Annotated in this window: 27 protein-coding genes; 9 read left to right on the top strand and 18 right to left on the bottom strand. The window is 31.5% G+C overall.

Annotated features, from left to right (window positions below; genetic code table 11):
* Positions 1-7 precede the first annotated feature (7 nt).
* The 8 genes from Q0828_RS01680 to Q0828_RS01715 all read right to left on the bottom strand — a co-directional run bounded on the left by Q0828_RS01680 (position 8) and on the right by Q0828_RS01715 (position 7,474).
* A complete protein-coding gene (locus Q0828_RS01680; RefSeq protein WP_298417156.1) occupies positions 8-490 on the bottom strand; it encodes a hypothetical protein in 483 nt (160 codons plus the stop codon).
* Positions 483-1,448 carry an alpha/beta hydrolase gene (locus Q0828_RS01685; protein ID WP_298417158.1) on the bottom strand — a complete coding sequence of 322 codons (966 nt, stop codon included), beginning with the start codon at positions 1,446-1,448 and terminating at the stop codon, positions 483-485. Before Q0828_RS01685 ends, Q0828_RS01680 begins: the two co-directional genes overlap by 8 nt.
* A gap of 151 nt (positions 1,449-1,599) precedes the next feature.
* Positions 1,600-1,749 carry a hypothetical protein gene (locus Q0828_RS01690; RefSeq protein ID WP_298417160.1) on the bottom strand — a complete coding sequence of 50 codons (150 nt, stop codon included), beginning with the start codon at positions 1,747-1,749 and terminating at the stop codon, positions 1,600-1,602.
* 191 nt (positions 1,750-1,940) lie between these two features.
* On the bottom strand, positions 1,941-2,093 hold the full coding sequence (locus Q0828_RS01695) for a hypothetical protein (RefSeq protein WP_298417162.1): 153 nt from the start codon (positions 2,091-2,093) through the stop codon (positions 1,941-1,943).
* A 96-nt stretch (positions 2,094-2,189) separates the two neighbouring features.
* Positions 2,190-3,734 carry an AraC family transcriptional regulator gene (locus Q0828_RS01700; RefSeq protein ID WP_298417163.1) on the bottom strand — a complete coding sequence of 515 codons (1,545 nt, stop codon included), beginning with the start codon at positions 3,732-3,734 and terminating at the stop codon, positions 2,190-2,192.
* Positions 3,735-3,933: 199 nt separating this feature from the next.
* A complete protein-coding gene (locus Q0828_RS01705; RefSeq protein ID WP_298417165.1) occupies positions 3,934-5,652 on the bottom strand; it encodes a flotillin family protein in 1,719 nt (572 codons plus the stop codon).
* Between the two features lie 4 nt (positions 5,653-5,656).
* Positions 5,657-6,235, bottom strand: a complete 579-nt coding sequence (locus Q0828_RS01710) for a hypothetical protein (RefSeq protein ID WP_298417166.1) — start codon at positions 6,233-6,235, stop codon at positions 5,657-5,659.
* Between the two features lie 45 nt (positions 6,236-6,280).
* Positions 6,281-7,474, bottom strand: coding sequence for a beta-ketoacyl synthase N-terminal-like domain-containing protein (locus tag Q0828_RS01715; RefSeq protein ID WP_298417168.1), 1,194 nt, complete (start codon positions 7,472-7,474; stop codon positions 6,281-6,283).
* A 152-nt stretch (positions 7,475-7,626) separates the two neighbouring features.
* Between Q0828_RS01715 and Q0828_RS01720 the strand changes: the two genes are divergently transcribed.
* Together Q0828_RS01720 and Q0828_RS01725 are read left to right on the top strand one after the other, a co-directional pair.
* Complete coding sequence (locus Q0828_RS01720; protein ID WP_298417170.1) at positions 7,627-9,306, top strand: tetratricopeptide repeat protein; 1,680 nt, start codon at positions 7,627-7,629, stop codon at positions 9,304-9,306.
* Between the two features lie 109 nt (positions 9,307-9,415).
* The gene (locus Q0828_RS01725; protein WP_298417171.1) at positions 9,416-9,619 is read left to right on the top strand and encodes a hypothetical protein; all 204 of its coding nucleotides are present in this window, start codon (positions 9,416-9,418) and stop codon (positions 9,617-9,619) included.
* Positions 9,620-9,700: 81 nt separating this feature from the next.
* On the opposite strand, the gene Q0828_RS01730 is transcribed toward Q0828_RS01725, so the two are convergent.
* A complete protein-coding gene (locus tag Q0828_RS01730; RefSeq protein WP_298417172.1) occupies positions 9,701-9,874 on the bottom strand; it encodes a hypothetical protein in 174 nt (57 codons plus the stop codon).
* A 185-nt stretch (positions 9,875-10,059) separates the two neighbouring features.
* Between Q0828_RS01730 and Q0828_RS01735 the strand changes: the two genes are divergently transcribed.
* Together Q0828_RS01735 and Q0828_RS01740 are read left to right on the top strand one after the other, a co-directional pair.
* A complete protein-coding gene (locus tag Q0828_RS01735) occupies positions 10,060-10,263 on the top strand; it encodes a hypothetical protein (protein WP_298417174.1) in 204 nt (67 codons plus the stop codon).
* Positions 10,264-10,476: 213 nt separating this feature from the next.
* A complete protein-coding gene (locus tag Q0828_RS01740) occupies positions 10,477-10,653 on the top strand; it encodes a hypothetical protein (protein WP_298417175.1) in 177 nt (58 codons plus the stop codon).
* A 64-nt stretch (positions 10,654-10,717) separates the two neighbouring features.
* Here the strand turns inward: Q0828_RS01740 and Q0828_RS01745 are convergent, their stop codons facing one another.
* On the bottom strand, positions 10,718-10,912 hold the full coding sequence (locus Q0828_RS01745) for a hypothetical protein (protein WP_298417176.1): 195 nt from the start codon (positions 10,910-10,912) through the stop codon (positions 10,718-10,720).
* Positions 10,913-11,103: 191 nt separating this feature from the next.
* Here Q0828_RS01745 and Q0828_RS01750 point away from each other — a divergent pair, with 191 nt between their 5' ends.
* Positions 11,104-11,538, top strand: a complete 435-nt coding sequence (locus Q0828_RS01750) for a cytochrome c oxidase assembly factor Coa1 family protein (protein ID WP_298417177.1) — start codon at positions 11,104-11,106, stop codon at positions 11,536-11,538.
* A gap of 25 nt (positions 11,539-11,563) precedes the next feature.
* On the opposite strand, the gene bioA is transcribed toward Q0828_RS01750, so the two are convergent.
* From bioA to atpD, 8 genes are all read right to left on the bottom strand, one after another.
* Positions 11,564-12,829, bottom strand: a complete 1,266-nt coding sequence (gene bioA, locus Q0828_RS01755; RefSeq protein ID WP_298417178.1) for an adenosylmethionine--8-amino-7-oxononanoate transaminase — start codon at positions 12,827-12,829, stop codon at positions 11,564-11,566.
* Positions 12,829-13,440, bottom strand: coding sequence for a dethiobiotin synthase (bioD, locus tag Q0828_RS01760; protein WP_298417179.1), 612 nt, complete (start codon positions 13,438-13,440; stop codon positions 12,829-12,831). Before bioD ends, bioA begins: the two co-directional genes overlap by 1 nt.
* An 8-nt stretch (positions 13,441-13,448) precedes the next feature.
* The gene (locus tag Q0828_RS01765; protein WP_298417180.1) at positions 13,449-13,832 is read right to left on the bottom strand and encodes a DUF2007 domain-containing protein; all 384 of its coding nucleotides are present in this window, start codon (positions 13,830-13,832) and stop codon (positions 13,449-13,451) included.
* 4 nt (positions 13,833-13,836) lie between these two features.
* Positions 13,837-14,979, bottom strand: a complete 1,143-nt coding sequence (locus Q0828_RS01770; RefSeq protein WP_298417181.1) for a pyridoxal phosphate-dependent aminotransferase family protein — start codon at positions 14,977-14,979, stop codon at positions 13,837-13,839.
* Positions 14,976-15,479, bottom strand: coding sequence for a hypothetical protein (locus Q0828_RS01775; RefSeq protein WP_298417183.1), 504 nt, complete (start codon positions 15,477-15,479; stop codon positions 14,976-14,978). The genes Q0828_RS01770 and Q0828_RS01775 overlap by 4 nt, the downstream gene beginning before the upstream one ends.
* Before the next feature lie 57 nt (positions 15,480-15,536).
* Positions 15,537-16,172: an ElyC/SanA/YdcF family protein gene (locus Q0828_RS01780; RefSeq protein WP_298417185.1), complete on the bottom strand. Its 636-nt coding sequence runs from the start codon at positions 16,170-16,172 to the stop codon at positions 15,537-15,539.
* Between the two features lie 224 nt (positions 16,173-16,396).
* Positions 16,397-16,690 carry a F0F1 ATP synthase subunit epsilon gene (locus tag Q0828_RS01785; protein ID WP_298417187.1) on the bottom strand — a complete coding sequence of 98 codons (294 nt, stop codon included), beginning with the start codon at positions 16,688-16,690 and terminating at the stop codon, positions 16,397-16,399.
* A gap of 88 nt (positions 16,691-16,778) precedes the next feature.
* The gene (gene atpD / locus Q0828_RS01790; protein WP_298417188.1) at positions 16,779-18,287 is read right to left on the bottom strand and encodes a F0F1 ATP synthase subunit beta; all 1,509 of its coding nucleotides are present in this window, start codon (positions 18,285-18,287) and stop codon (positions 16,779-16,781) included.
* A gap of 420 nt (positions 18,288-18,707) precedes the next feature.
* Between atpD and Q0828_RS01795 the strand changes: the two genes are divergently transcribed.
* The 4 genes from Q0828_RS01795 (at position 18,708) to Q0828_RS01810 (ending at position 23,745) form a co-directional block, all read left to right on the top strand.
* A complete protein-coding gene (locus tag Q0828_RS01795; protein ID WP_298417189.1) occupies positions 18,708-19,274 on the top strand; it encodes a sigma-70 family RNA polymerase sigma factor in 567 nt (188 codons plus the stop codon).
* A 2-nt stretch (positions 19,275-19,276) separates the two neighbouring features.
* Positions 19,277-20,065, top strand: a complete 789-nt coding sequence (locus tag Q0828_RS01800) for a hypothetical protein (protein ID WP_298417190.1) — start codon at positions 19,277-19,279, stop codon at positions 20,063-20,065.
* On the top strand, positions 20,066-23,164 hold the full coding sequence (locus Q0828_RS01805) for a CHAT domain-containing tetratricopeptide repeat protein (RefSeq protein WP_298417191.1): 3,099 nt from the start codon (positions 20,066-20,068) through the stop codon (positions 23,162-23,164).
* A gap of 398 nt (positions 23,165-23,562) precedes the next feature.
* Entirely contained in the window at positions 23,563-23,745 is a 183-nt protein-coding gene (locus tag Q0828_RS01810) for a hypothetical protein (protein ID WP_298417192.1), read from the top strand.
* Positions 23,746-23,967 lie beyond the last annotated feature (222 nt).

The raw sequence follows: 23,967 nt of genomic DNA on the forward strand, positions 1-23,967 counted from the left end.
AAAATAGTTATAACCATTTAGATTCTCCTTCTGTTGCGTCTAAAATATCAATTTTTAATATTCCGGCTATTTGTTTTGCTACTTTGAAAGCATCTTCTTTGTCTGTTGTAGCATAAGCTTTGATACGATGATTTCCGTTGTAAAATAAATTTAATACAATGATATCATTTTTTATGGTTGCCTCTGCTGTTAATGCTCTCACTTTTGCCGATTCAGTTGTACTAAATACTGAAATGTATTCTATTTCGGGCAAATCTTTCCATGCTCCAAAACGAAGTCCAAAGAGTTCAATGAATTCTCTGTATTTTTCTATTTTGAGATCAATTTCAGATCCATCTCTATTAAAAAAGAAAATAGACATTCCACAGAAAATCATTCCAAATAAATTTCCTGTAAGTATCCATGAAACTCCCATAAAGAAAAAAGCAACTCCAAATACATAACGCATGATTGGCACTTTTCTTTTAAAGACAATTTTAGTTTTATTCATTCATAAATGCTGTAAATAGTTTGTAAAATTTTTCAGGTTCTTCCAAGTATGGATTGTGTGCGCTTTGCTCAAACATAACAAAGGTTGCTTGTGGCATAAATTGTTTGTATTGCACTGCAAATTCTGGTGTAGAAACACCATCATAACGCCCTGCAATGATTAAAGTTTTTGCAGTTACATCTTTCAGTTTTTTTCTATAATCTTGGTTGATCATACTTCCAGAGACATCAAAGTCGCCATCTTTTCCAATGATAGAAACGTATACATCATTTGCCCAACCTCTATACTTGTAAGAAGGAGAATTTTGTTTGAGTTTTGTATTGTGATAATATATATATTTTGTTGGAAAATTTCCATAGACTTTCATAAATTCTGGATCGCTTGAAACATATCCTAAAGCCCGTAAAGAATCTACTTTTTTCCACTTTTCAGGAAAGTGTGTTTTCGCATAATGGTTGTAACTGTCACAGTTTGCTTGCCACATAGCACCACTATGAAAACCATTAATTAAAACCATTTTATCTACATTTTCTTTGTATTTGATAGCATATGCTTGTGCAGGAACTGTTCCGTAAGAATGACCAACTAACGAGATTTTTTTAAATTTTAAAAGTTTGCGAAGTTTTTCAATAAGTTCTACATCATTTTCTACGGAATATTCAGATTTGTCTTTTGCATTATCACTTTTTCCTCTTCCTAAGAAATCAAAGAATACAACTGTGTGCGTTTTATAGTATTGGCCAAAATTCCCTTGCATATAATCGTGTGAGTTTCCTGGTCCGCCAGGTAAAAAGAAGATTGGATCTCCCGTTCCTTTGATTTCTACATTTATTTTGTAGCCATCAATTGTATAAAATTTTGATTCAAATTTATCGTAAATGTTTGCTTCTTGTTGTGCAAAAGTTGAAGAAGTTGCACTAAACAGAATTACAATTAGAAGACGTGACAATAGTTTCATATAGCTAATGATTTATTGTAAATATAGCTATTTGACGGTAAAAGACGAATTACGTTACACAAACAAAAAGTTATTATTGATTTTGTGTAACGTAATTCAATACTGATTCAAGTTTTTATGACTAAATATTCATAAAAAATGATTTTTAAGATTACTTCAAGTGACAACCAATTCCTCCTAAATGTCTTGGCACGCTGTTACACATAAGATCCGTTGGTCCATATCCACCATTTACTTTTTTAAGATCAAAATTAGTAATCACTTCTTTTTTGAGTTGTAAGTTTTTTAATGATTTTTTCATTGTTTTTGGTTGTTAATATAGCACCTACTCTATTAAAGGTTTTCGGCTTTCCCTATTTTAGATTTGAATACGAATCTCAATTATTTAGGTATAAAAAAAAACAGGTATGTCGCGAGATTAAATAAAATAGGGTATAAAAAAAAGTCTTGTATAAAACAAGACTTAAAAAGTGATCTAAACGACCTTAGTTATTACTTAGAATAGGACGGACAATCGTCTTGAAAAGTATTGTTATCAAAATCTGTCGGAATACTTGAACCTCCTTTAATTTGCTTGATGATTTCTGGGTTTACTAGCGCTATTGTAGTTTTTTTGAAATTAGTTTTCGTTATTCTTTTTTTCATGATTAGAAAAGTTTTAGTTATTGGGCATAAATATATGTTGCGAATGAAAATCAGCGAAATTTTAATACCCGATTTTAGATAAAATAGGGTTCAATTTTAAGTAGTAGAAGTTTCCATCTTGTTTAGCTCTTTTATATAGTAAGATGGATTTAATGCTGTTTTATTTTTAAAATGTTTCACGAAAGAATCATCGCTTTTATAACCAAGTTCTGTAGCAATTCCTTTTATAGAAAATGATCTAAACTTTTTATCATTTTTTAATCGTTTTAAAACATATTCAATTCGTAAATCGTTTATATAATCATTGTAACTTTTTCCTTTGTAGTTATTAATTATCTGTGATAAGTAGGTAACATTTGTTTTTGTCTTTTTTGCTATAGATTGTAAATTACAGTTTGCGTTTAAGAAGTATTCTTGCACTTCTAATTTATCTAATCGAACTATTATTGCTTTCACAGTACTATCATCAACAGGAATATTTTTGATTTCATTTTTAGGCTTTTTAGAAAATGTTTCTTTTTCGTTTTTTTCTAAGCTTGAGATTCTTTTAAGTAACCTTCTAAACCTTGCTCTATTTATTTTTTGCTTTTTTAGATGTAAGATTAATGTTGCAAAGAAAGCCGAAGTTGCCATTATGATTCCTAATAATAAATAATTCATTTTTTGCTTGTCTTCTTTTCCTTGATTTTGCAAGGCTACAATTTGAAGTAAAAAGATTTCACTATCCTGTTCATGAAATTCATTGGTTGCTTTTTCTTTATTACGACTTGCTGCATTTTTTATTTCTATTACTTTATTCAGTAATGTAGTTGCTTTTTTATAATTGCCTTTTTCAGAATAACATTGCGCTAATAAATTGTATGTATTTATCACGTTGTCTTTTTCTAAATCTTTCTCTTTTATAAATTCAATTGAGTTTAGCAGATATTGAATGGCATCATCGTATTTTTTGAGATCATAGAAACAAAGTGCTATTGCATAGTTTGTATTTACTTTAGGAAAGAAAGGATGCGCTATATTATTTTCTTTCAATATTTTTTCTGCTTTATACAAGCACTCAAATGCTTTCTTCCATTTTTTTTGATGCCTGAAGTATTTTCCTTTTTTAATATATAGATCAACTAATCCTTCTCGAAAGTTTAGCTTTTTTGCTAATAGAATTCCTTTTTCTATGTGTGGAAACATTGCGTTAAAGTTTCCTTGTGCCATGTATGCATCACAAATTGTTGTTAATACTCTAACATGATTTTCTTTATTTTTAAAAGAAGCTTTATCTATTATACTTAAAGCATATATGGAGAAATCTATTGCTTTTTCTTCTTTGTGTATGATCGGAAGAAAGGCTATTAATCCTGAGTATGCTATCAATTCTTGATCTATACTTTTGTTTTTTCTTGCAATTGTTAGTGCATTGAAGTAAGCTTCTATGGCTTTTTCATTTTTCCAACTGAAAAAATATGAGTTTCCAAGTTTCATATAAGCTCTAAATAAAAGATCATTATCTTTTATCGTTTTTGCTAGTTTGATGGCTTTTAAAAAGTACGCTATACTTTTCACGTACCTTTCATTTTTTTGCAATTCGTTCCCAATATCTATGTACTGTTGTAAAGTCTGCTTTTCAGTATTCTGAAAGCGATTCATTGCTATTAGCGGGCTTTTTGAATATAAAACAGTGCTTATTAGAAGAAATAGTATTACTAACAGTTTTTTATACATTACAAACTAGAAATAGAAAGGTTAGTTTTCTCAATTTCGTAAATATACTAATTAACAATTGAGGATTGTGCAAATAAAAAAATCCGCACAATGGCGGATTTTTTTTGTAATGTGAAGGTGAAATTTATTTTTCTCCTGTTGTTCCTTTATCAGAATCTTTTTTCGGAGTTTCCTTTTTAGGTTTTGATTCACTTACTGGTTTTACATCTGTTTTAGCTTCCGTAGTTGCTTCAACGTTCACAGTAGGCTTTCCTTTATTTTCAAGGTCTTTTCCTTTTAAGTATTCTGGCAATTCCATACCAGCCATGTTAAACATTTCCTGTAATGGTGGAACTGCTTTATACATTCCTGAGATAAAGTTTGATGTAGATGTTTTACCATCTTTTCCACCGCCGCCATTTTCCCAAACGGTAACTTTATCAATTTTGATATTTTTAATTGCTTCAGCTTGTGTTTTTACTAATTCAGGCAATTTATCAGCTACAAGTAATAATACAGCATCTTTCGTATTGTTTCCTGCTGCTTTTACAATTTGATCTAAACCGGCAGCTTGCTTGGTTAAAACTTCAAACTGACCTTGTGCTTCTGCTTGCGCTTTAAATAAGATAGCATCTGCTTCCCCTTTTGCAATTCTACGTAAATTTTCTGCTTCTGCTTCTGCGTCAATTTCAATCTTCTTTTTATCAATTTCTGCAGGTACAATAACGTCTGCCATTTGCGAAGCTCTTTCTCTTTCTGCTCTGGCGCTTTCCGCTTCACGCTCTGCAGCATATGATTCTTCTAATGCTTTTGCTGCTTGTACTTTTTCGGATGCTATTGCTCGTTTTTCTGCTTCGGCTTGCTTTTCTCTACGTAAAGCATCAGATTCTGCAATCGATATTTTTGCTATGTTTTCTCCATCAATAGCACGTGCATTTGCTTCTGATGTTTTGATACGTTCATCTTTTAACGCTTCTGCCTCACCAATTTTTGCTAAAGCAACTGCATTCGCTGTTTGAACTCTTTCATTTTGGTTTGCATTTGCTTCTCCAATTTTTGCTTCAGCTATAGCTGCTGCAACTTGTGTTCTTTCTTTTTGAGCTGCAATTGCTTCTCCAATTTTTGCTTTTGCTTGTAATTCAGATACTTTAATACGTTCATCTTGTACAGCATCTGCCTCACCAATAGATCCATCTCTATTTTTCTCAGCAACTGATTTACGAGCCGCGTTAATTGCGTGTGCTGCCGCTTCTTTACCAAGTGCTTCAATATATCCTGATTCGTCAACAATATCTGTAATGTTTACGTTAATCAGTTTTAAACCTACTTTCTTTAATTCCGTTTCAACACTTTCCGAAATATTAGTTAAGAATTTATCACGGTCATTATTAATTTCTTCAATATCCATAGACGCTACTACTAAACGCAACTGTCCAAAGATAATTTCCTGTGCTAATTCTTGAATTTCGTTTTGTCCTAATCCTAATAAACGCTCAGCTGCATTTTGCATAACGCCAGGCTCCGTTGAGATACCAATGGTAAATCGTGAAGGAACGTTTACACGAATATTTTGCTTACTTAAGGCATTTACTAAGTTTACTTCTATTGAAATTGGTGTTAAGTCTAAGAATTCATAGTCTTGAATAACTGGCATTATGAATGCCGCTCCACCATGAATACATTTGGCAGATTGTCCGCCACCTACTTTTCCATACACTACTAAGATTCTATCCGAAGGACAACGCTTGTATCTACGGATAAATACTGTAATTAAGATAAAGATAAAAAGACCTGCAAAGACAAATAATATTAACGAAGATGCGCCCGCTAATGGATTGTCAGTTTGCAATAATAAGTGTGTCATAAATTTATTGATTTAATGGTTGTACGATTAATATTCCTGTTCCTGTAATTTCCTTAACTTCTACTACGGTTCCTGTTTTCAGTGTTTCTTCGCTGTCTGCTAATGCATCCAATTCGCGCAAAGCACCTTGAATGTTGACATGAACTTTCCCTATTTTAGAACGATTGGCACCAATGGTAAGATATACTTCTCCAACATTTCCAATGGCATTTTCAAGCTTTAGTGTTCCACTACTCACCAGTTTATTGATGTAATATATTAAAGCTCCCATAATGAACATCATAATGAGTCCTGCAATGGTAGATACTAAGATTGTTACTCCTTTTCCGTATCCTGCATCCATGCATGAGATTCCTGCCCAACTAAAAATAGTGAAGAATGCTACCAAGTTTTTGAAAGTGAAGAATTGAAACCCAATTCCTGTATCACTCTCTATTTCCGCATCTACATCACCATCAACTCCGTCTGCATCACCTACTAAAAATGTAGTGATGAGAACAAATACAAAGATTGTAGATGAAATTCCTGCAATAACCCAGTAGAATTTCTCAAAATATGTTAATGCTGAAAACCATTCTGCCATAGTTAAAAGTTTTAAATTGTTAATTTTTAATGTTTTATTCTGAAATTAGTCTCGTGTTAGCAATACTGAAACGGCATTTCCTCCAAACCCAACGGCATTGACCAATATTTTATTGATTTGTGCTGGTTGTTTTCCATCGTCAAGATAAGGAATTGAAATGAATTTTTGATGTTGTATCATAAGTATTGCAAGTTCTACACTTAACATTCCTGAAGCTCCAAATGTGTGACCTATCTTCCATTTATTCGTAGTTAGGTTTGGCATTTTGTTACAAAAAATCTTTTTTATTGCATTATATTCTGCCAAATCACCTTTTATTGTTCCGGGCGCATGCATTACAATTGCGTCTATTTCTTCAGGTAAATGATTGCCTAAAGCCATGCGCATCGATTTTTCAAAACATACGCCATTTGCTGATATCGACGTGTTATGCTTTAGGATTTCTGTTGCATATCCAATTCCTCTGATTTTTGCCAAAGCATTTGATTTTTCGCCTTTTTCTAAACATATTGCAGCAGCACCTTCACCCAAAATCATTGTATTGCGTTTTTTTTCTAAGTCAAGAGACAAACAAGGATACTCAGTTTCTTTTTTTGCATAAATATGCAATGCTTTCATTTGTGCAATGGTAAAAGGTGTAAGCGGCGCTTCACTTCCTCCAACTAAAAATTTTGTGGCCATTCCTGATTGCATCCAAGCAATTCCATTCATAAGCGCGTGTAATGCTGTAGAGCAAGTAATGGAATGTGATATTTGCGGTCCGTTTGTTTGTAAATCGTGTCCAACCCAAGAAGATATATTTCCAAGTGTTGTCGTTGGGGAACTTAAGGTTTGTGCTTGATTATTTTCTAAGAAATCTTGATGATATTTTTCAAATAATGCTGTTGCGCCTCGTGAGGAACCTATATTGATTCCAAAATCGTTTTCACTTTCCCAATTGGCATGTTTTATAGCATTTCTAGCAGCAATTATCGCATATAAAACACTATTGTCCAGGTTTTTATATTTTGAATTCGATTCTTTCAAAACATTAACTTCTTGTTGTGCTTTTAATGAAAGTGGCGCACTATATTCGGTACTTTTTTCTTTGTTGAAGAAGTTGTCTGAATTTGTATAATTTTTCCAAATTTCTATCAGTGTACTTCCCAATGGAGATATTGAGCCCATACCCGTTATAGAAATACATTCCTGCATCATAGTCGTATTAATTGAGATTGCTAATATCGTAAGAAATCGCATGATTTACTAACATTTATATTGCAGTTTATAACTATGTTTGGAATCATTTTTATTTGTTACAAAAAGTTATACTATTCGTTTTATATTTTTCTAGTATTTTTAAATTCGCTTAATTTTCCATTGCTATGAATGTTCGATTTTTAATGTTTGTTATGATATTTATGCTGATTCCTATTTCAGTTTCTACCATGAATCAGGATTCGCTTACCATTTTTAAAGAAAAAAATCTTTTAGAACAACACAATTACTTGAAAGAACATGTTTATTCTTTACAGAATATTGAAACCTATATTGCTGCTTTCCTAGAAAAGGCAATTAAAGAGAAAGACACACATTATATTGTTAAATCTTATTATTTTAAATATCGTATTCACAGGAAATCTAGAGCATATATAAAAGCACATTCCGCTATTGACAATGCTATTTTATTAGCAAAACAGAGTAAAAAAGATTCACTATTAGGTTCGCTTTTTCATGCAAAAGGCGCTACTTATTTTATACAATCAAATTATACGGATGCACTACATTATTATTTAAAAGCTGATGATATTATGCTTACCAAGAGTTCCTTTGAAAACCGATTACCGCTTCAGTTTGATATTGCCACCATAAAAGCAAAAGGTAGAAATACCAAAGAAACACTTGCCGAATTTGAACGAATTACTCATGCGTATGATTCATTGTTAATGCTAAAACCTGATTCACGTTTTTTGAAGGTTCGATTTGTTAAGATGTTGAACAGTACTGCAAAATGGTATACCGAAGAAGCTATGTATTCTAAAGCCATTGAATTGTATTCGAAGAGTCTTTTGGTAAGTGAAACTGCCAATTATCTTTCAGGAAAATGTACTGCTATTGGAGGAAAAGGAAATGTATATACCGCAGAGAAAAAATACAACGAAGCCATTTCAAAATTAGATGAAGCACTTGAAATTTCCACAAAAAATTCTGGGCTACATTTGATTATGCCCTTTTTATTACTCGATAAAGGAAAATGTTTGTTTGGTTTAAAAAAATATGACGAAGCACTCCAAAATTTTAATAAAACAGATAGCATTATTAAAGCTAAAGATTTAAAATTTATTGACTTAGATGAAACTTATCAATTTTTAGCAAAAACACATGTAAAACTTGGCAATCATGAAACTGCCGCAGAAGTATATGATCAATATATTGAACGAAAAAACTTGAATGCAGATAAACGTTTTGAGCTATATCAAACTATATTTAAAGGATACGATTTAAAAAATGTAGAACATCGCGCTAATGAAGCTAAGGCTAATTCCAATTTATTTAAAAAGTATTTTATTCAAACAATTGTGGTGACTTTGTTATTAGCATTCATTGCAATTATTTTCTTTGTACGTTATAGAAATACACAAAAACAGAAGTTAAAAAAGTTTCATACACTTATTCAAGATTTAACAACCAAAGAGATTAAAACTATTGAAACCGTTTCAACAGGATATGTGTTATCTGATGAAAAAGCTTCAAAAATTTTGGATAATTTAACAGCGCTTGAAGCAAAATTATTTTTCTTAGATAAGAAATACAATCTCACAACTTTAGCTAAAAAGTGCAACACCAATTCAAGTTATTTATCAAAGGTGATCAATCAATATAAAGAGAAATCTTTTTCAGAATATATCACAGATATGCGCATTACATATGTGCTAAGTGCTTTGAAAAATGATAAGAAACTACGTTCTTATACAATTCAATCTATTGCAGAAGAAATAGGTTTTAAGAAGTCTGAGTCGTTTTCAAAAGCATTTAAAAAACGAACAGGTTTCAATCCTTCTTTTTACATAAAAAACCTTGAAAATATGTAAGTTACACCTTTTTACTTACATTCTATTTTTATAAAAATCGGTTATTAGTTTTGGGAAACGATGAAATTAATAGGTTACTTCGTCAAGAAATTAATCTAAAAAAAGCATCATGAAAAGTAACATTTCTAAAAAACTGACCTTGAAAAAAGTGACAATTTCTACGTATAAAATATATGGAGCAATAGGTACTCCAATTGATGATCAAGATGATATTACAGATCCACCAACATTTTCTAGCGCTTATCACGATCCTACAGAAATTAATTCTATAGATTCATTATATCTAAGTAGAGATGCTGATGTTTGCGCATAGTTACTAACACAACTATTTAAAAAATTAAAAACCAGCAATAGGAATATTGCTGGTTTTTTTATTGAGTTTACTCAATTTGTATTATAAACAAATACACCAGCTTGCCGTATCTCCTCTTGATGGAGCTGGACATGCACAAAAACCGTTGATAAATGTTTTTGTAGCTCTTTCAAAACCACCTTTTACTTCGTTTGTTTGTAAGTTAGAAACAGATTTCTTGTTTAATGCTAAGTGTTTAAGATTTTGTTTTTTCATGATTATAAATATTTTAGAGTTAATAATTTGAGTCAAAATTATATTGAGTTTTATCGTTTCACAAGTAGTCATTCCTCTCTTTCATGAAAATCTACCTTGTTTTTATAAAAATCGATAATCATTGTTGGGATTACATATGATAATTAACGTCCTTAGGACTATTAATTAACTTTAAAACGAATATTATGAAACGTACAATTCACAAAAAACTAAGTCTAAGCAAAATTACCATTGCCGCGTATCACATTTATGGAGGTTCTATTGATACTGACACAATTCCACCTCCATCAAGCGCGTTTCATGAACCAACAGAAGCTCCTATATTACATCCATTGACTGAAGACGATGACCCACAATTAATTAGTGGAAACTTCCAAACTTGCATTTAATTAGCAACAACAAAAGCGAATAATATTGTTCACTTTTCTATTATCATTTCGAAATTAAATTTTATTGATAAAAAAGCCTCTAAACTTCTTTTATCATATGTATTTACTATGAATTTTAAGCATGCGTTTTTTATAAAAATCGATACTAAATATTGGGATTCATAATCGAAATTGATTTATTTCACTTTTATTAATTACTCTAAAACTTGTAGTATGAAAAACAAAATTCACAAAAAGTTAGCACTAAAAAAAATCACTATTTCTACATATAGAATTCTTGGTGGTACAGATGATGACATGAAGTCTAGCGCCTTTCACGAACCAACAGAACAACCAATTCTAATAGAAGACCCAAGATTGATTAGCGCCAATAATGAAAGTTGCTATTAATAAGTAGTCATTTTTTTAAAAGATAAAAAGCTCTTGAGAATAACTCAAGAGCTTTTATTAATTATTATACACAAGGATATCTTGATGGACATGGGTTTGGAATATCCGTATTACCCGCATATGAATTTTCACAAAGTCTGTGTTCCTTCGTTGGTTCTACTGGACATAATATCACAGAGATGAATCCTCCTTTTGCGCTTTCTAAATTAGAAATAAGGTTTTTGTTTAATTGTAAATTTTTTAAACTTCTTTTTTTCATGATTAATAATTTTATGATTAATAATTCGACTCAAAAATATTCTGAAAATCAACACTTTACAAACCATTATTAACCATTTTCATAAAAATCTAGGTTGTTTTTATAAAAATCGATTGTATCCTATTTATGATTGAGTTTGTAACTTTTTGTGTATTTTACAACGTATCTATAGAATCTTATAAAAGAGTAATATGAAGTATGATAATACACTAGAACAACCAAAACAAAGTTGGTGGCAACGAAATAAGAACTGGTTTATACCTACAGGATGCCTAACAATTGTTGTATTATTTATTGTTTTTATTGCAACCATGTTTTTTACGGTGACTGCAATGTTGAAAGGATCAACTCCGTATGTTGATGCGTTTGAAAAAGCGACAAATAATAGTTATGTTATTGAACAATTAGGAGAACCTATTGAACAATCTGCACTGATTCAAGGAAATATTTCTGTTTCAGAAACTGAAGGAGATGCCAATATTCGCGTTCCTCTTAAAGGTCCAAAAGGCGAAGCTATGCTACATGTTATTGGTACAAAAAGTAACAAAATATGGAGTTATAGCACAATGAAAGTGTATTTTACCGCCAGTAAAGATTCATTGAATTTATTACAAGAATTGGAGTAAACTTTTGAATCTTAAACATTGAACATTATAACATGTCCAATGTTTCTAGAATAGCTTGATATATTTTTTGTAATTGTTCATCTGTAGTAACGTATGGCGCTAAAATATAGATCGTATTTCCTAACGGGCGCAAACAAACACCTTTACTCATAAATGAATTGAACAATTTATCACGTAAGTTTCCATAACGTTCCATTTCTATGTTTAAATCTAACGCATAAATTTGCCCTTGCTGACGTGTATTTCCAACTTTCGGATGATTTTTTATGATCACATCAAAAGCTTTATGAGATACTTCAATACGTTTTAAACTGTTTTGAATCTCTTCAGATAATAACAAGTCAATTCCCGCTATAGCGGCAGTACAAGCAACAGGATTACCCGAATAGGTATGTCCATGAAAGAAGCCTTTTTTCATATCATCTGCATAAAAAGCATCGTATATTTTTTGACTACAACTGGTAATCGCCATCGGAACCATTCCTGCAGATAATGCTTTGGAAAGACAAATGATATCTGGTTTGGTTTCTATGTATTCTGAAGCAAAGTTTTTTCCTGTTTTCCCAAAACCCGTCATCACTTCATCCGCAATGGTCACTACATTATTTTCTTGAGCAATTTTCAGAATTTCATTTATATGCGTTGCTTCATGCATTTGCATTGCCGCCGCGCCTTGGACTAGAGGTTCATATACAAAACCGGCAACTTTGTGTTCAGTAATGAGCTTTGTAAAGAGTGCTTTTACTTCCTCTATATTTTCAGCATTCGGAACAGGAATTCGAGCTACATCAATAAAGAATTCTTCAAATGGTCCATTATACACAGATAATCCAGAAACAGACATTGCTCCAAAGGTATCACCATGAAAACCATTTTCCAACGCTATGATTTTTGTACGTTTTTCATTTTGATTGAAATGATATTGCAACGCCATTTTAATTCCGACATCAATTGCCGTGGAACCATTGTCTGAAAAGAATAGCTTTTCTTGATTTTCTGGAAGAATTTCAATCAGTTTTTCTGAAAGTTCTACCGCTGGTTTATGTGTAAACCCTGTAAAAACTACATGATCTAGGGTTTCCATTTGCTGGCGTACTTTATCAATTATATACGAGTTACAATGTCCGTAAACACAGGTATACCAAGAAGCTATTCCGTCAATATATTCATTTCCATTTTCATCATACAAAACTGCTCCTTTTGCTTTGGTAATCGCAATATGGTTTGGATGTGACTTGTGTTGTGTTAGCGGATGCCAAAGGTGTTTTTTATCTCTTTCTTGTAAACTCATCATAACGTTGATTTGAATAATTCTGCGTATTCACGAATTACATTTTGATCAAAATACGGTTCTTCTTCTATGCGTCCAATTACAGGAACATTTGTCATTTTTTTAATGATTGCTTCCGTTGTTGAATGTTCGTTTCCACTAAAAATTATAGACACTTGAAACCCTTTTTCTTTTAACAAATTAACTGTCATCAACGTATGATTAATACTTCCCAGATAATGTCGTGAAACCACAATTACATGATATTCAGGCTTGATAACATCTAAAATTGTGTGTTGATCATTTAAAGGCACTAAAATTCCGCCAGCTCCTTCAATTACCAAGTGATTTTCTGTAATTGGTTCTTTTATTTCGTTTAAATCGATTGTCATATTGTCAATTTCAGCAGAAGCGTGTGGACTCATTGGTGTGTTGAGCGCATAACTATTTTTATGAATTGTAGTTGTGCTGTTTGAAATATATCGTTCTATTTTATGACTATCCGAATTCTCTAAATCACCTGCTTGAATTGGTTTCCAGTAATCAGCTTCTAAGGCTTCTACTAAAATTGCTGAAGCAACTGTTTTTCCTACTTCTGTAGATATTCCTGTGACAAATATTTTTTTCTGCATTTTTATGCTTATTTCTTATTGAAAATTTCTCCACAATCATCACACAAATATCGTGTTGGTTCAAAAAATGGAAATAATAGATAGAGTAATTTTTTTCGCGGTGGCGCAATTAAAATTCTATTTTTTTGACAGTTTGGACACATAATTCTGCTTCCTCTTCTATCAACTTCATACTCACGAAGTTCATTATACAACTCCATTGCGGCTTCTTTGTCATTTATATGCACTTGCAATTTTACACCTCCAATAGCATGACTTATTAACGGGTCAGCATCCAATGTGTGTTCATCTTTTAGAAATACTTCAATCCCTTGCGATTCAAATTTTCCTTTCATCACTTGTGCTTCCGCCGTATAGTCAAAAGCTGCTATTGTGTAAAAATCGTTCTTCATAAGATTATTTGTCTTCTAAATTTGTGAGTATGTGAATCATTTTTTTGATTTCTTCTGTTGAATTGTATGCATGTAAGCAAAATCGTAAGCGTTCTTGTCCTTTGGAAACCGTTGGTGACATAATTGGTTTCACATCAAAATCTTTCGATTGTAATGTATTTGCTACTTTTTTCACTTTTTCATTTCCAGCTATGATATAACAATGAATTGCCGATTCACTAACAATAAACGGTAATGACGTTGTCATTTCTCTAAAGGTGACAATTCGTTTTTTTAACTGTTGAATCGCGCTCGTTTTTGATAATTGATCATATGCAACTTTTATGGTTGCGATGGCATGAGGCGACAATCCTGTGGTGTAAATAAAACTTCTGGCAAAGTTGGTTAAGTATGTTTTTAATTCTTTACTTCCTATAACTACAGCACCATGACAACCTAATGCTTTTCCAAATGTATAAATTCTGGCAAAAACTTTTTTTTCTAAACCTAATTCTTGTAATAATCCTTCTCCTTGATTTCCAAAAACACCTAAGGCATGCGCTTCATCTACAACCAAATGACAATTATTTTTATTACAAAATTGCACCAATTTAAGTAAGTTTGGCGAATCTCCATCCATGGAAAATACAGATTCCGTCACAATGTATACTTCTTGATTTGATGTATCTAGTTTTTGAGAAATGTTAATGACTTTTTTTGCAAGATCTTCTAAATCATTATGCTTGAACTTAAATGATTTAGCATTACTCATTCCAATTCCATCACGAATGGACGCGTGAATGTACTCATCATATAAAATAATATCTCCACGCTGTGGAACAGATGAAAAGAAGCCAATATTGGCATCGTATCCCGAATTGAATAGTAGTGCGGCTTCACCATTGTGAAATGCGCTTATTTGCGTTTCTACTTCTTCATACAATTCAGAATTTCCAGAAAGCAAACGTGAACCTGTTGCACCATTTTGTTTTAAATTTCTATCTATTAAAAATTGATGTGCTTTATTAAAGATAGTTTCAGATTTTGCAAAACCTAAGTAATCATTCGATGAAAAGTCAATTGTTTGTTTTTGAATAGAAAGTGTACGCAACGCTCCATATTGGATACGTTCCTGTATTTTAGCTTGCATTTTCTGAGGCGCTTTCATAGTTCAACCCATTTTGAATCGTTTGCAATTGTAGCGTCTAGTAAGTCTATTTGTAAAGATTTCGCCAATTGTTTCCCAGTTTCCATTGCTGCTGCTTCGTCATACATACTATATATATTGAAATGCTTGTTTCCGATATACCATAAGTTAATTTCAAAGATGCCTTCTTCTTTTTGAAATACCGAAATGTATTGAAGTTCTGGCAACGGATTCCATTTTCCTAGTTTGAACCATAAAAATGCGCGTTCATGTTTGTACACGTTTTTTTTAAAATCGAAATAATCGGTTTGGATTACAGAATAGTAAAAAGCACCTGCCAATGCAAGTCCTGCTACCTTTATGTATCCCATTTCTCTTTCTACATATTGTCTTTCAAAAGAAAATTCTAACCCATAAAAAAAAAGTAAGATACACGCAACTGCAACCGTATATAGAAATGCAGCAATAATGTTATGCCAAAATGGTCTATTTCCTTGTGATATGATGACTTCATCTTTCATGTAGCAAAAATACTGATTATCTACGGAAAGTGTTTACGTTTTGACGTGGATATGGAACTATTTCGGAATTGTAATTGTATCGCCTAAAAATTTAGGCTGTTTCCCTGTTATCAAATCCAAACACATCGCAACGCGTGCTAACATTTCTCTCACTTTTACTTTGAATCCATTACGTCCGCCAACATTTTTTGCATTGAAACCAACCGCGTTGACTCCTTTGGCTTTCGCGATTGCGATGGCGCGCTCATTGTGAAATTGTTGTGAAATAATAGTTATACTTTCTTGTTGAAATATTTCTTTACTTCTAACAACAGAATCTAAGGTTCGAAATCCAGCATAGTCTAGAATGATCCGCGATTCAGGAATTCCTGCTCCTATTAAATCTTCTTTAAAAGTTGTAGGCTCATCATAATTTTCACTTCCATTATCGCCACTTACCAATATATAACGAATCTTTTTTGCCTTGTAAAGTTTGACAGCTGCATTAATTCTGTATTTATAAAATAGATTCACGTTTCCGTTCATTAAATACTTTCCTGTTCCTAATAGCAAACCTACTTTATTCTCAGGAATATCAGTAGTTGTATTGAATGTTTTACCTTTTGTACTCATTTCTACATATGTATTGCAACAAATTATCACTAGCAATACACCTAGAATCGTGAATCCAATTCGTTTTAACCATTTTTTCACACGTTTAAATTTTAGTAATTATTTGATTTTATGTTAATTATAAAATTGAGAACGTGTGCAACCGCTACGCTCTCACATTAAAAAATTCAAACATATCCTTTTATAAAAAATGTCTAAAATTTATTAATGTTCGTTTCATATATAAAGATACTTTTTATAGTATAAAAAAAGCACCAAACTTTACAGTTTGATGCTTTTGTATATGTTAAGATTTGAAATTATACTTAATCTGCAAGTACAATTACTTTGTTATCTTTCATTTCAATAGTTCCAGAGTTGATACTTACCGTTAAGATTTTATCATCATCATTATGAGGAACTACACGTCCATGTAAATCATCTAATTCTAAATGACTTTGCGTATGTGTATGAATTTTAACAATTCCTTCTTTTAATAGAGATACAATTGGCGCGTGACCATTTAACATTTGAAATTCTCCATTAATTCCTGGAACCGCTACAGAATCTACTTCTGAACTAAATAAAGTCGCTTCTGGTGATACTATTTCTAAATACATATTCTTCTAGTATTGAGTTATGAGTATTGAGTTATGAGTTTTTAGCAAGTTTATTTGTCACCACTAAGCATTCATTTCTCTGTACTTATTAAGCTTCAGCTTTCATTTTCTCTCCAGCTTCAATTGCTTCTTCAATTGTTCCTTTTAAGTTAAAAGCAGCTTCTGGTAAGTGATCTAATTCTCCATCCATAATCATGTTGAATCCTTTGATCGTTTCTTTGATATCTACTAATACTCCTGGAATTCCTGTAAATTGCTCTGCTACGTGGAAAGGCTGAGATAAGAAACGTTGTACACGACGTGCACGTCCTACTGCCATTTTATCTTCTTCAGATAATTCTTCCATACCTAGAATTGCAATAATATCTTGTAATTCTTTGTAACGTTGCAATAACTCTTTTACTCTTTGTGCACAATCATAGTGCTCATTTCCTAAAATATCTGCTGTTAAAATTCTTGATGTAGAATCTAATGGATCTACCGCTGGGTAAATACCAAGTTCAGCAATTTTACGAGATAATACTGTTGTTGCATCCAAGTGAGCAAACGTTGTTGCTGGTGCAGGATCCGTTAAATCATCCGCAGGTACGTAAACCGCCTGTACAGATGTAATAGATCCTTTTTTAGTTGAAGTAATACGTTCCTGCATCGCACCCATTTCTGTTGCTAATGTTGGTTGGTATCCTACCGCTGATGGCATACGTCCAAGAAGTGCTGATACCTCAGAACCTGCTTGTGTAAAACGGAAGATGTTATCTACGAAGAAAAGTACGTCTTTCCCTTGTCCGTCTCCAGCTCCATCACGGAAATATTCTGCAATTGTTAATCCTGATAAGGCAACACGCGCACGTGCTCCAGGTGGTTCGTTCATTTGTCCAAAAACGAAAGTTGCTTTCGACTCTTTCATTGCTTCTTTATCTACTTTAGATAAATCCCATCCACCTTCTTCCATTGAGTTCATAAAATCATCACCATACTTGATAATTCCTGATTCTAACATCTCACGTAAAAGGTCATTTCCTTCACGAGTTCTTTCTCCTACTCCTGCGAATACTGAAAGTCCACCGTGACCTTTTGCAATATTATTAATTAACTCCTGAATCAAAACTGTTTTACCTACTCCGGCACCACCAAATAATCCAATTTTACCACCTTTTGCGTATGGTTCAATTAAATCAATTACTTTAATACCAGTAAATAAAACTTCTGTAGAAGTTGATAAGTCTTCGAATTTTGGTGCTTCTCTGTGGATAGATAATCCATTCCCACCATCTTTTGGTAATTCTCCTAATCCATCGATTGCATCTCCGATAACGTTAAATAATCGTCCATACACATCATCGCCAATAGGCATTTTTATTGAGTCACCAGTAGTTAGTACGTCTGTACCTCTACTTAGACCATCTGTAGAATCCATAGAGATTGTACGAACAGTGTTTTCACCAACGTGAGACTGTACTTCAAGTACTAATTTTGTACCATCAGCATTCGCAATTTCTAATGAATCGTAAATTTTTGGAAGTTCGTTCCCAGCGCTGAATTCTACATCAACAACAGGACCTATAATTTGTGCAACTTTACCTGTAACTTTTGACATTACTTAAGTGTTTAATGTTTAGGTTATTAAATACTGAAAAATGGATTTCATCTTTTATGCTAAAACATGACCTTTTTTCGCGGTGCAAAGATATATTTTATTAATTAAAATAAGTAGTCTTTTGACTATGTTTTTTCAGAATTATAAAAAAACCTTTATTTATGTGTGTTTTTATTGACTTCAATAAGTTAAAGGAAATAGAAAAAATGATTTTTATTTGAAGTCCAATTTGGCTACATATCCAAATTTATTTCTATATTTCACACACCTAAATTCAAGTACAACCTAAAATCCTAATATTCTATTTTATTATTTCAACAGGAAAGATATGCTATTTCATATAGTTTACTTCCCCTATTACCTATGAATATAATAGATATAATAATTACAGATTTAAAAATGAAAAAAGTTTAGTTACAGATGACTAACCAATCAAACTCTTTTTTTAAAAAACTTTCAGAAGGAAAACAAGAAGATATTATTTTGTTATATCAAGAAGTTTTCCCAAAAATAGAACAATTTGTCTTGCATAATAATGGGCGAACAGGTGATGCGGACGACATTTTTCAGAAAGCCTTGTTACAGCTTATTGTACGTTATAGAAAAGAAGCTTTTGAGATTAACGCTACTTTTGAAAGTTATTTTTTTATGGTGTGCAAAAATTTATGGAGACGTGAACTCAATACATCAAAGCTTACAACTAATAACCTTGATATTATTAAAAACGTTAGCGAAGATACAAATACCGCTTTTTCAATTGTTGAGCAGGAACGTTATGAATTGTTTACTGAAAAACTAGCTTCGCTTTCTGACAATTGTAAACACATATTAAAACTCTTTTTTGCAAAGACAGCCTATACTGTTATCATGGAAAAATTTGGGTATACTTCTGAAAATGTCGTGAGACAACGTATTTTTAAGTGTAAAAAACGATTGACAACACTAATTAAGAAAGATAGTCGCTATACTAATTTAAAAGATTTGTAAAGATGGAAGATGATATATTGATTGAGCAGTTTTTACGAAATACACTTTCTGATGAAGAACACACTTCTTTTTTGGCAAGAATGGAATCAGATGCTTCTTTTAAAGAGCAAGTTCGATTAGAAGAACAATTGCTACATACTTTGGGTGACACCTATTGGAGTTTTGCCACAAATGACACGCACAAAAGAGTACAAGCTTATAAAAAAGTGCTTGGAAGTGCCGAAACTAAGCAATTGAAAAAAACTATTTCGGCAGCTATTACACTCTATAAAAATAGAGAAGTTACAACTCAAAAACCTAGTCATATTTTCAAATTGCGATTCATCCTTAAAATTGCCGCATTGTTTGTGATTTTCTTCTCAATATTTTGGTATTTCTCTAAAGATGAAAAAATAGATTATGCTTCTTTAACAACAAAAGCATGGAATAAACAAGTTGGATTAGATTTTACACTGCGCAGTAATTCTTCCGATTCTATTAAAATGTCTTTGGAAAAAGCATTACATTTTTACACTCATAAAAAATACGACAGCACCTTGATTGTTCTTGAAAAGTATCCTATTTCCAGCAATCAATATAAAGATGTTTTACTCATGCGTGCGCTCGCAAATTACAAATTACAAAGAATAGAGACTACATTTTCTACCTTAGACAGCCTACAAACATATTCTCCCGATGTTGCTAATTGGTATAAAGGTTTAATTTATTTATCACAACAAAACCATGAAAAAGCAGCATTATACTTAGTAATACCTTCTGAACCTGATCAAGAAATTAAATTAAAAAAATAGATGAAGAAGATTATTTATTTTGTTTACGCATTCTTATTATTGGGAACGCTTACATCGGTTTATGCACAAGAAAAAGATACAACCATAAAAGGCTATTTAGCAAAAGGCGAACAATTGTTATTTTACGGAAAGTATAATGAAGCTACTTTAACGTTTCAAGAAGCACTAAAATTATCAAAAAGCGCTAATAACTATACATATATAGCAGCTTCTTATAATGGACTTTCGAAAGTATGTAATTATAATTCTCAACTTGAAGAGGCATTTCAATACGCAAAAGAAGCCTTTTTTTTCAGTGAAAAAGATAAAGCGCTAGGCAAACAATCTAGAGCAAATGCATTGGACAATTTAGCTATTGTTCAAGGGAAAATGAATAATACCGAAGAAACTCTTAAGAATCACAGAGAGGCGTTACAGATTCGCTTGGATTACTTTAAAGATGATAAACTTCAATTAGCACGTTCGTATTTTAATGTTGGTGTTGCTTTTCACAAAAACAGAAAATTACAAGAAGCTTCTCAGCAATTTGATAAGGCTTTAGCTATTGGATTAGAGGAAACTCCACAAAAGAATATTTTGCATGCTGATATATACGAATCTAAAGGATATTTACAATACGACTTAGGACGGATTGACAAAGCGTTTTCCTTTTTTCAAAAAACAAATGATTTAGCACAAAAAACCTACAAAAACGATCATCCATATTTCGGAAAAGTTTATAATGATTTAGGTTTGATTTACTCCATTAAAGAAGAGTTTAATGAAAGTCTTGAATATTACAACAAAGCACTCAGTGTTAGTATTCAAAATCATGGCATAGACAATCATGATGAACAAGTGCGTATTCATTTTAATATTGGCACTGTGTATAATAAAAAAGGCAATAAGGAAAAAGCTTTATTTCACACACACAAAACATTAGAATTAGGAACTAAGTTTTACGGCGTTAATCATCCTAAAATGTATTTTCCATATAGTCAACTTGGTAATATTTATGAGGATGAAAGAGGTATTCCATACCTAGAAAAAGCACTACAAATATGCTTGAGTGCGCCAAAAGTGAATTATGTAATTTTATCTTATCAATATGAATATCACGCAAATCTTTATCAGAAAATTGGCAAGTATGAAGAAGCGATAAAGTTCTTCAAAAAGTCACTAGCAATTCGACATAAAATTAACGGATTACAAAATACAAGTACGATTCGCACGTATATCAACATTGCTAAAGTATATACAAAAATGAAGGATTTTGAAAATGCATTGTTGTTTAACGAGAAAGCAATTGTAAATAACCGACTTCCTAAATTTAATGAAGACAATCGTTTTTTAACCACGAGTTATGTAGACAGCGATTTGCCATTTGAAACCGCAAAAACAAAGGCTGATATTTTACTATTACTTTTTGAACAAACTGAAAAACCAGCATATTTAATTGAAAGCAATACGCTATACAAGGAAGCCATTTCATATATCAATTTGGTTCGAAAATCGAAACAAAATCGTCAAGATAAGATTGTGTTTTCTGAGATTGTAAAAACAATATATGCTAAAAATATACAAACTACAGAAATGCTTTTAGCGTTAGAAAACACTTCTGTTTCTTTAGAACATTCGTTTTACAGTTCCGAAAAAAGCAAAGCACATGTACTTCGAGAATTATTGAAAAATGCTGAAGCAAAACGGAACTCCAATCTCCATCCAGCAATTCTAACATTGGAAAAATCTATCAATGATAAACTTGCTGCTTTACAATCTAAAATTTTAATAGAAGCTACTCAAAAGGAAACAGATTCCATAAAATTATATGCTTTAGAAGGTGATTTTTTCGACGTTTCAAAACGAAAAGATTCGCTTGAAAAAGCAATTGAAGTTGAGTTTCCAAAATACTATGCATTGAAATATAAAGACAGCATAATTCAACTTGAAACACTTCAAAAAAAGTTAAACGACAACACTACTCTTTTAGAATTTTTTAAAAGTAAAAACCTCCTATATACTTTTATTATTTCTAAAAACGCATTTCATGTGAAAGAATTAAAGATTGACAGTTTAGATGCAAAAATTGAAAAATTTAATACTGCAATTGTTTCCAAAGACCAAGAAAAGTTTACACAAAATGCATTGTATTTATATAAACAGCTAGTTACACCAATTGAAAAGCATTTTGTAGGGAACGAATTAATTATTATTCCTGATGAATCGCTTTGGCATTTACAATTTGATTTATTACTAACTAAAGATTCAGAAAATAAGGAAAAACCAGCCTATTTATTATATGATTATGCAATCAGCTACGCGAATTCTGCAAGTTTGTTATTTGAAGAAACTGAAAAGAAAACCTCAACTACGTTACAAAATGATTGTATTGCATTTTCATACACTAGCAAAGATAGTATTCAAGAAGATAAAGAAGTAATGAGATTGTCAGATTTACGAAATGCGAATATTGATTTACCTGGCACACGAAAGGAAATCAAAGAAATTTCTAAGATTTTGGAAGGTTCTTACTTTTATGGAAATAATGCTAATGAAACCAATTTTAAAAAACAAGCTGATAAATTCAAAATTATACATTTGGCACTTCATGGAGATATTGACAATCAAAACTCTAATAATTTAAAGATTTACTTCTCGGAAGGAAGCACAAACGAAGATGATAAATTGTTTGGACACGAGCTGTACAATTTACATATTCCAGCAAGTTTAGTTGTTTTGAGTGCCTGTAATACTGGAAACGGCCAGATTAATAAAGCCGAAGGTATTCAAAGTTTAGGAAATGCTTTTCAATATGCAGGCGCAAAAAGTTTGCTATTGAGTAGATGGGAAATATCAGATAAGACAACACCTGATTTTATGCGTTATTTCTACAAACACATCAAAGCCGGATTACCAAAGCATAAAGCATTACAACAAGCAAAAATTGATTTTCTACTAAAAGCAGATACTTTTAATGCAGCTCCTTTTTATTGGGGAAGTTTTTATATACTAGGAAACACAGAAGCCATTTCATTTACCACATTCAATTACACAAATTGGATTATAGGTATTTTACTTTTTACACTCCTTTTTATATTTATTTTTAAAAGAAAACAGTAAAAATTTATTTACACAAACTGCTAACAATCAGATTTTTGTAAAAAAAATACAAGATTTTAAAAAATAGTTCAAAAAAACTGGGTAACAAATCCATTTTTTTTGAACTATAAGATATGGGGATCTTTTGCTTTATATCGAAAAATAGAAACACACATATTACAAATTTTAATACGTTTTTCTTTCTTTTCTATTTAATTAAAAAAAGTATTCCTCTACATTATTTCAATACAGAAACCGAACAATTCTATTATATCCCCTTCCCTACATTAAAACCAAACAAAGTATTGCCAACCACTACACAGCAATATTTTCAAAACAATATTCTTTCGCGAAGAATTGACACATGAGTGAGTGTCTTTAAATGTTCACTTTTAAAGTTAAATTTTACAATTTATATTATGAAAAAAAGAAATCTTAAATCATTAAAGCTTAACAAAAAATCAATTTCAAACTTTGACAATAACGGATTAGTTGGTGGAACAAATGTTACAAACATTTTTGTATGTCCTTCTGCTATTGTAAAACCAATTTGTTTCATCAGAGAAAGTGATCCACGTATTTGCACATTACCACCAAACTAATTATAAGTATTTGTAAAATTGAGCTAAACTCAATAAACAAACTTCTATTAAATAAGCAAATCATTATCAGATTTTCCTTTAAGTAGAAAATCTATTTCTTGTTTTGCATAGTATTAATCTTAAAATTATTTAATTATGAAAAAAAGAAATCTTAAATCATTAAAGCTTAACAAAAATTCAATTTCATCTTTTGATAATAATGAAATCATCGGAGGAACTAAT

The sequence above is a fragment of the uncultured Kordia sp. genome (genome assembly GCF_947496985.1).
In the GTDB taxonomy this organism is placed as follows: Bacteria; Bacteroidota; Bacteroidia; order Flavobacteriales; family Flavobacteriaceae; genus Kordia.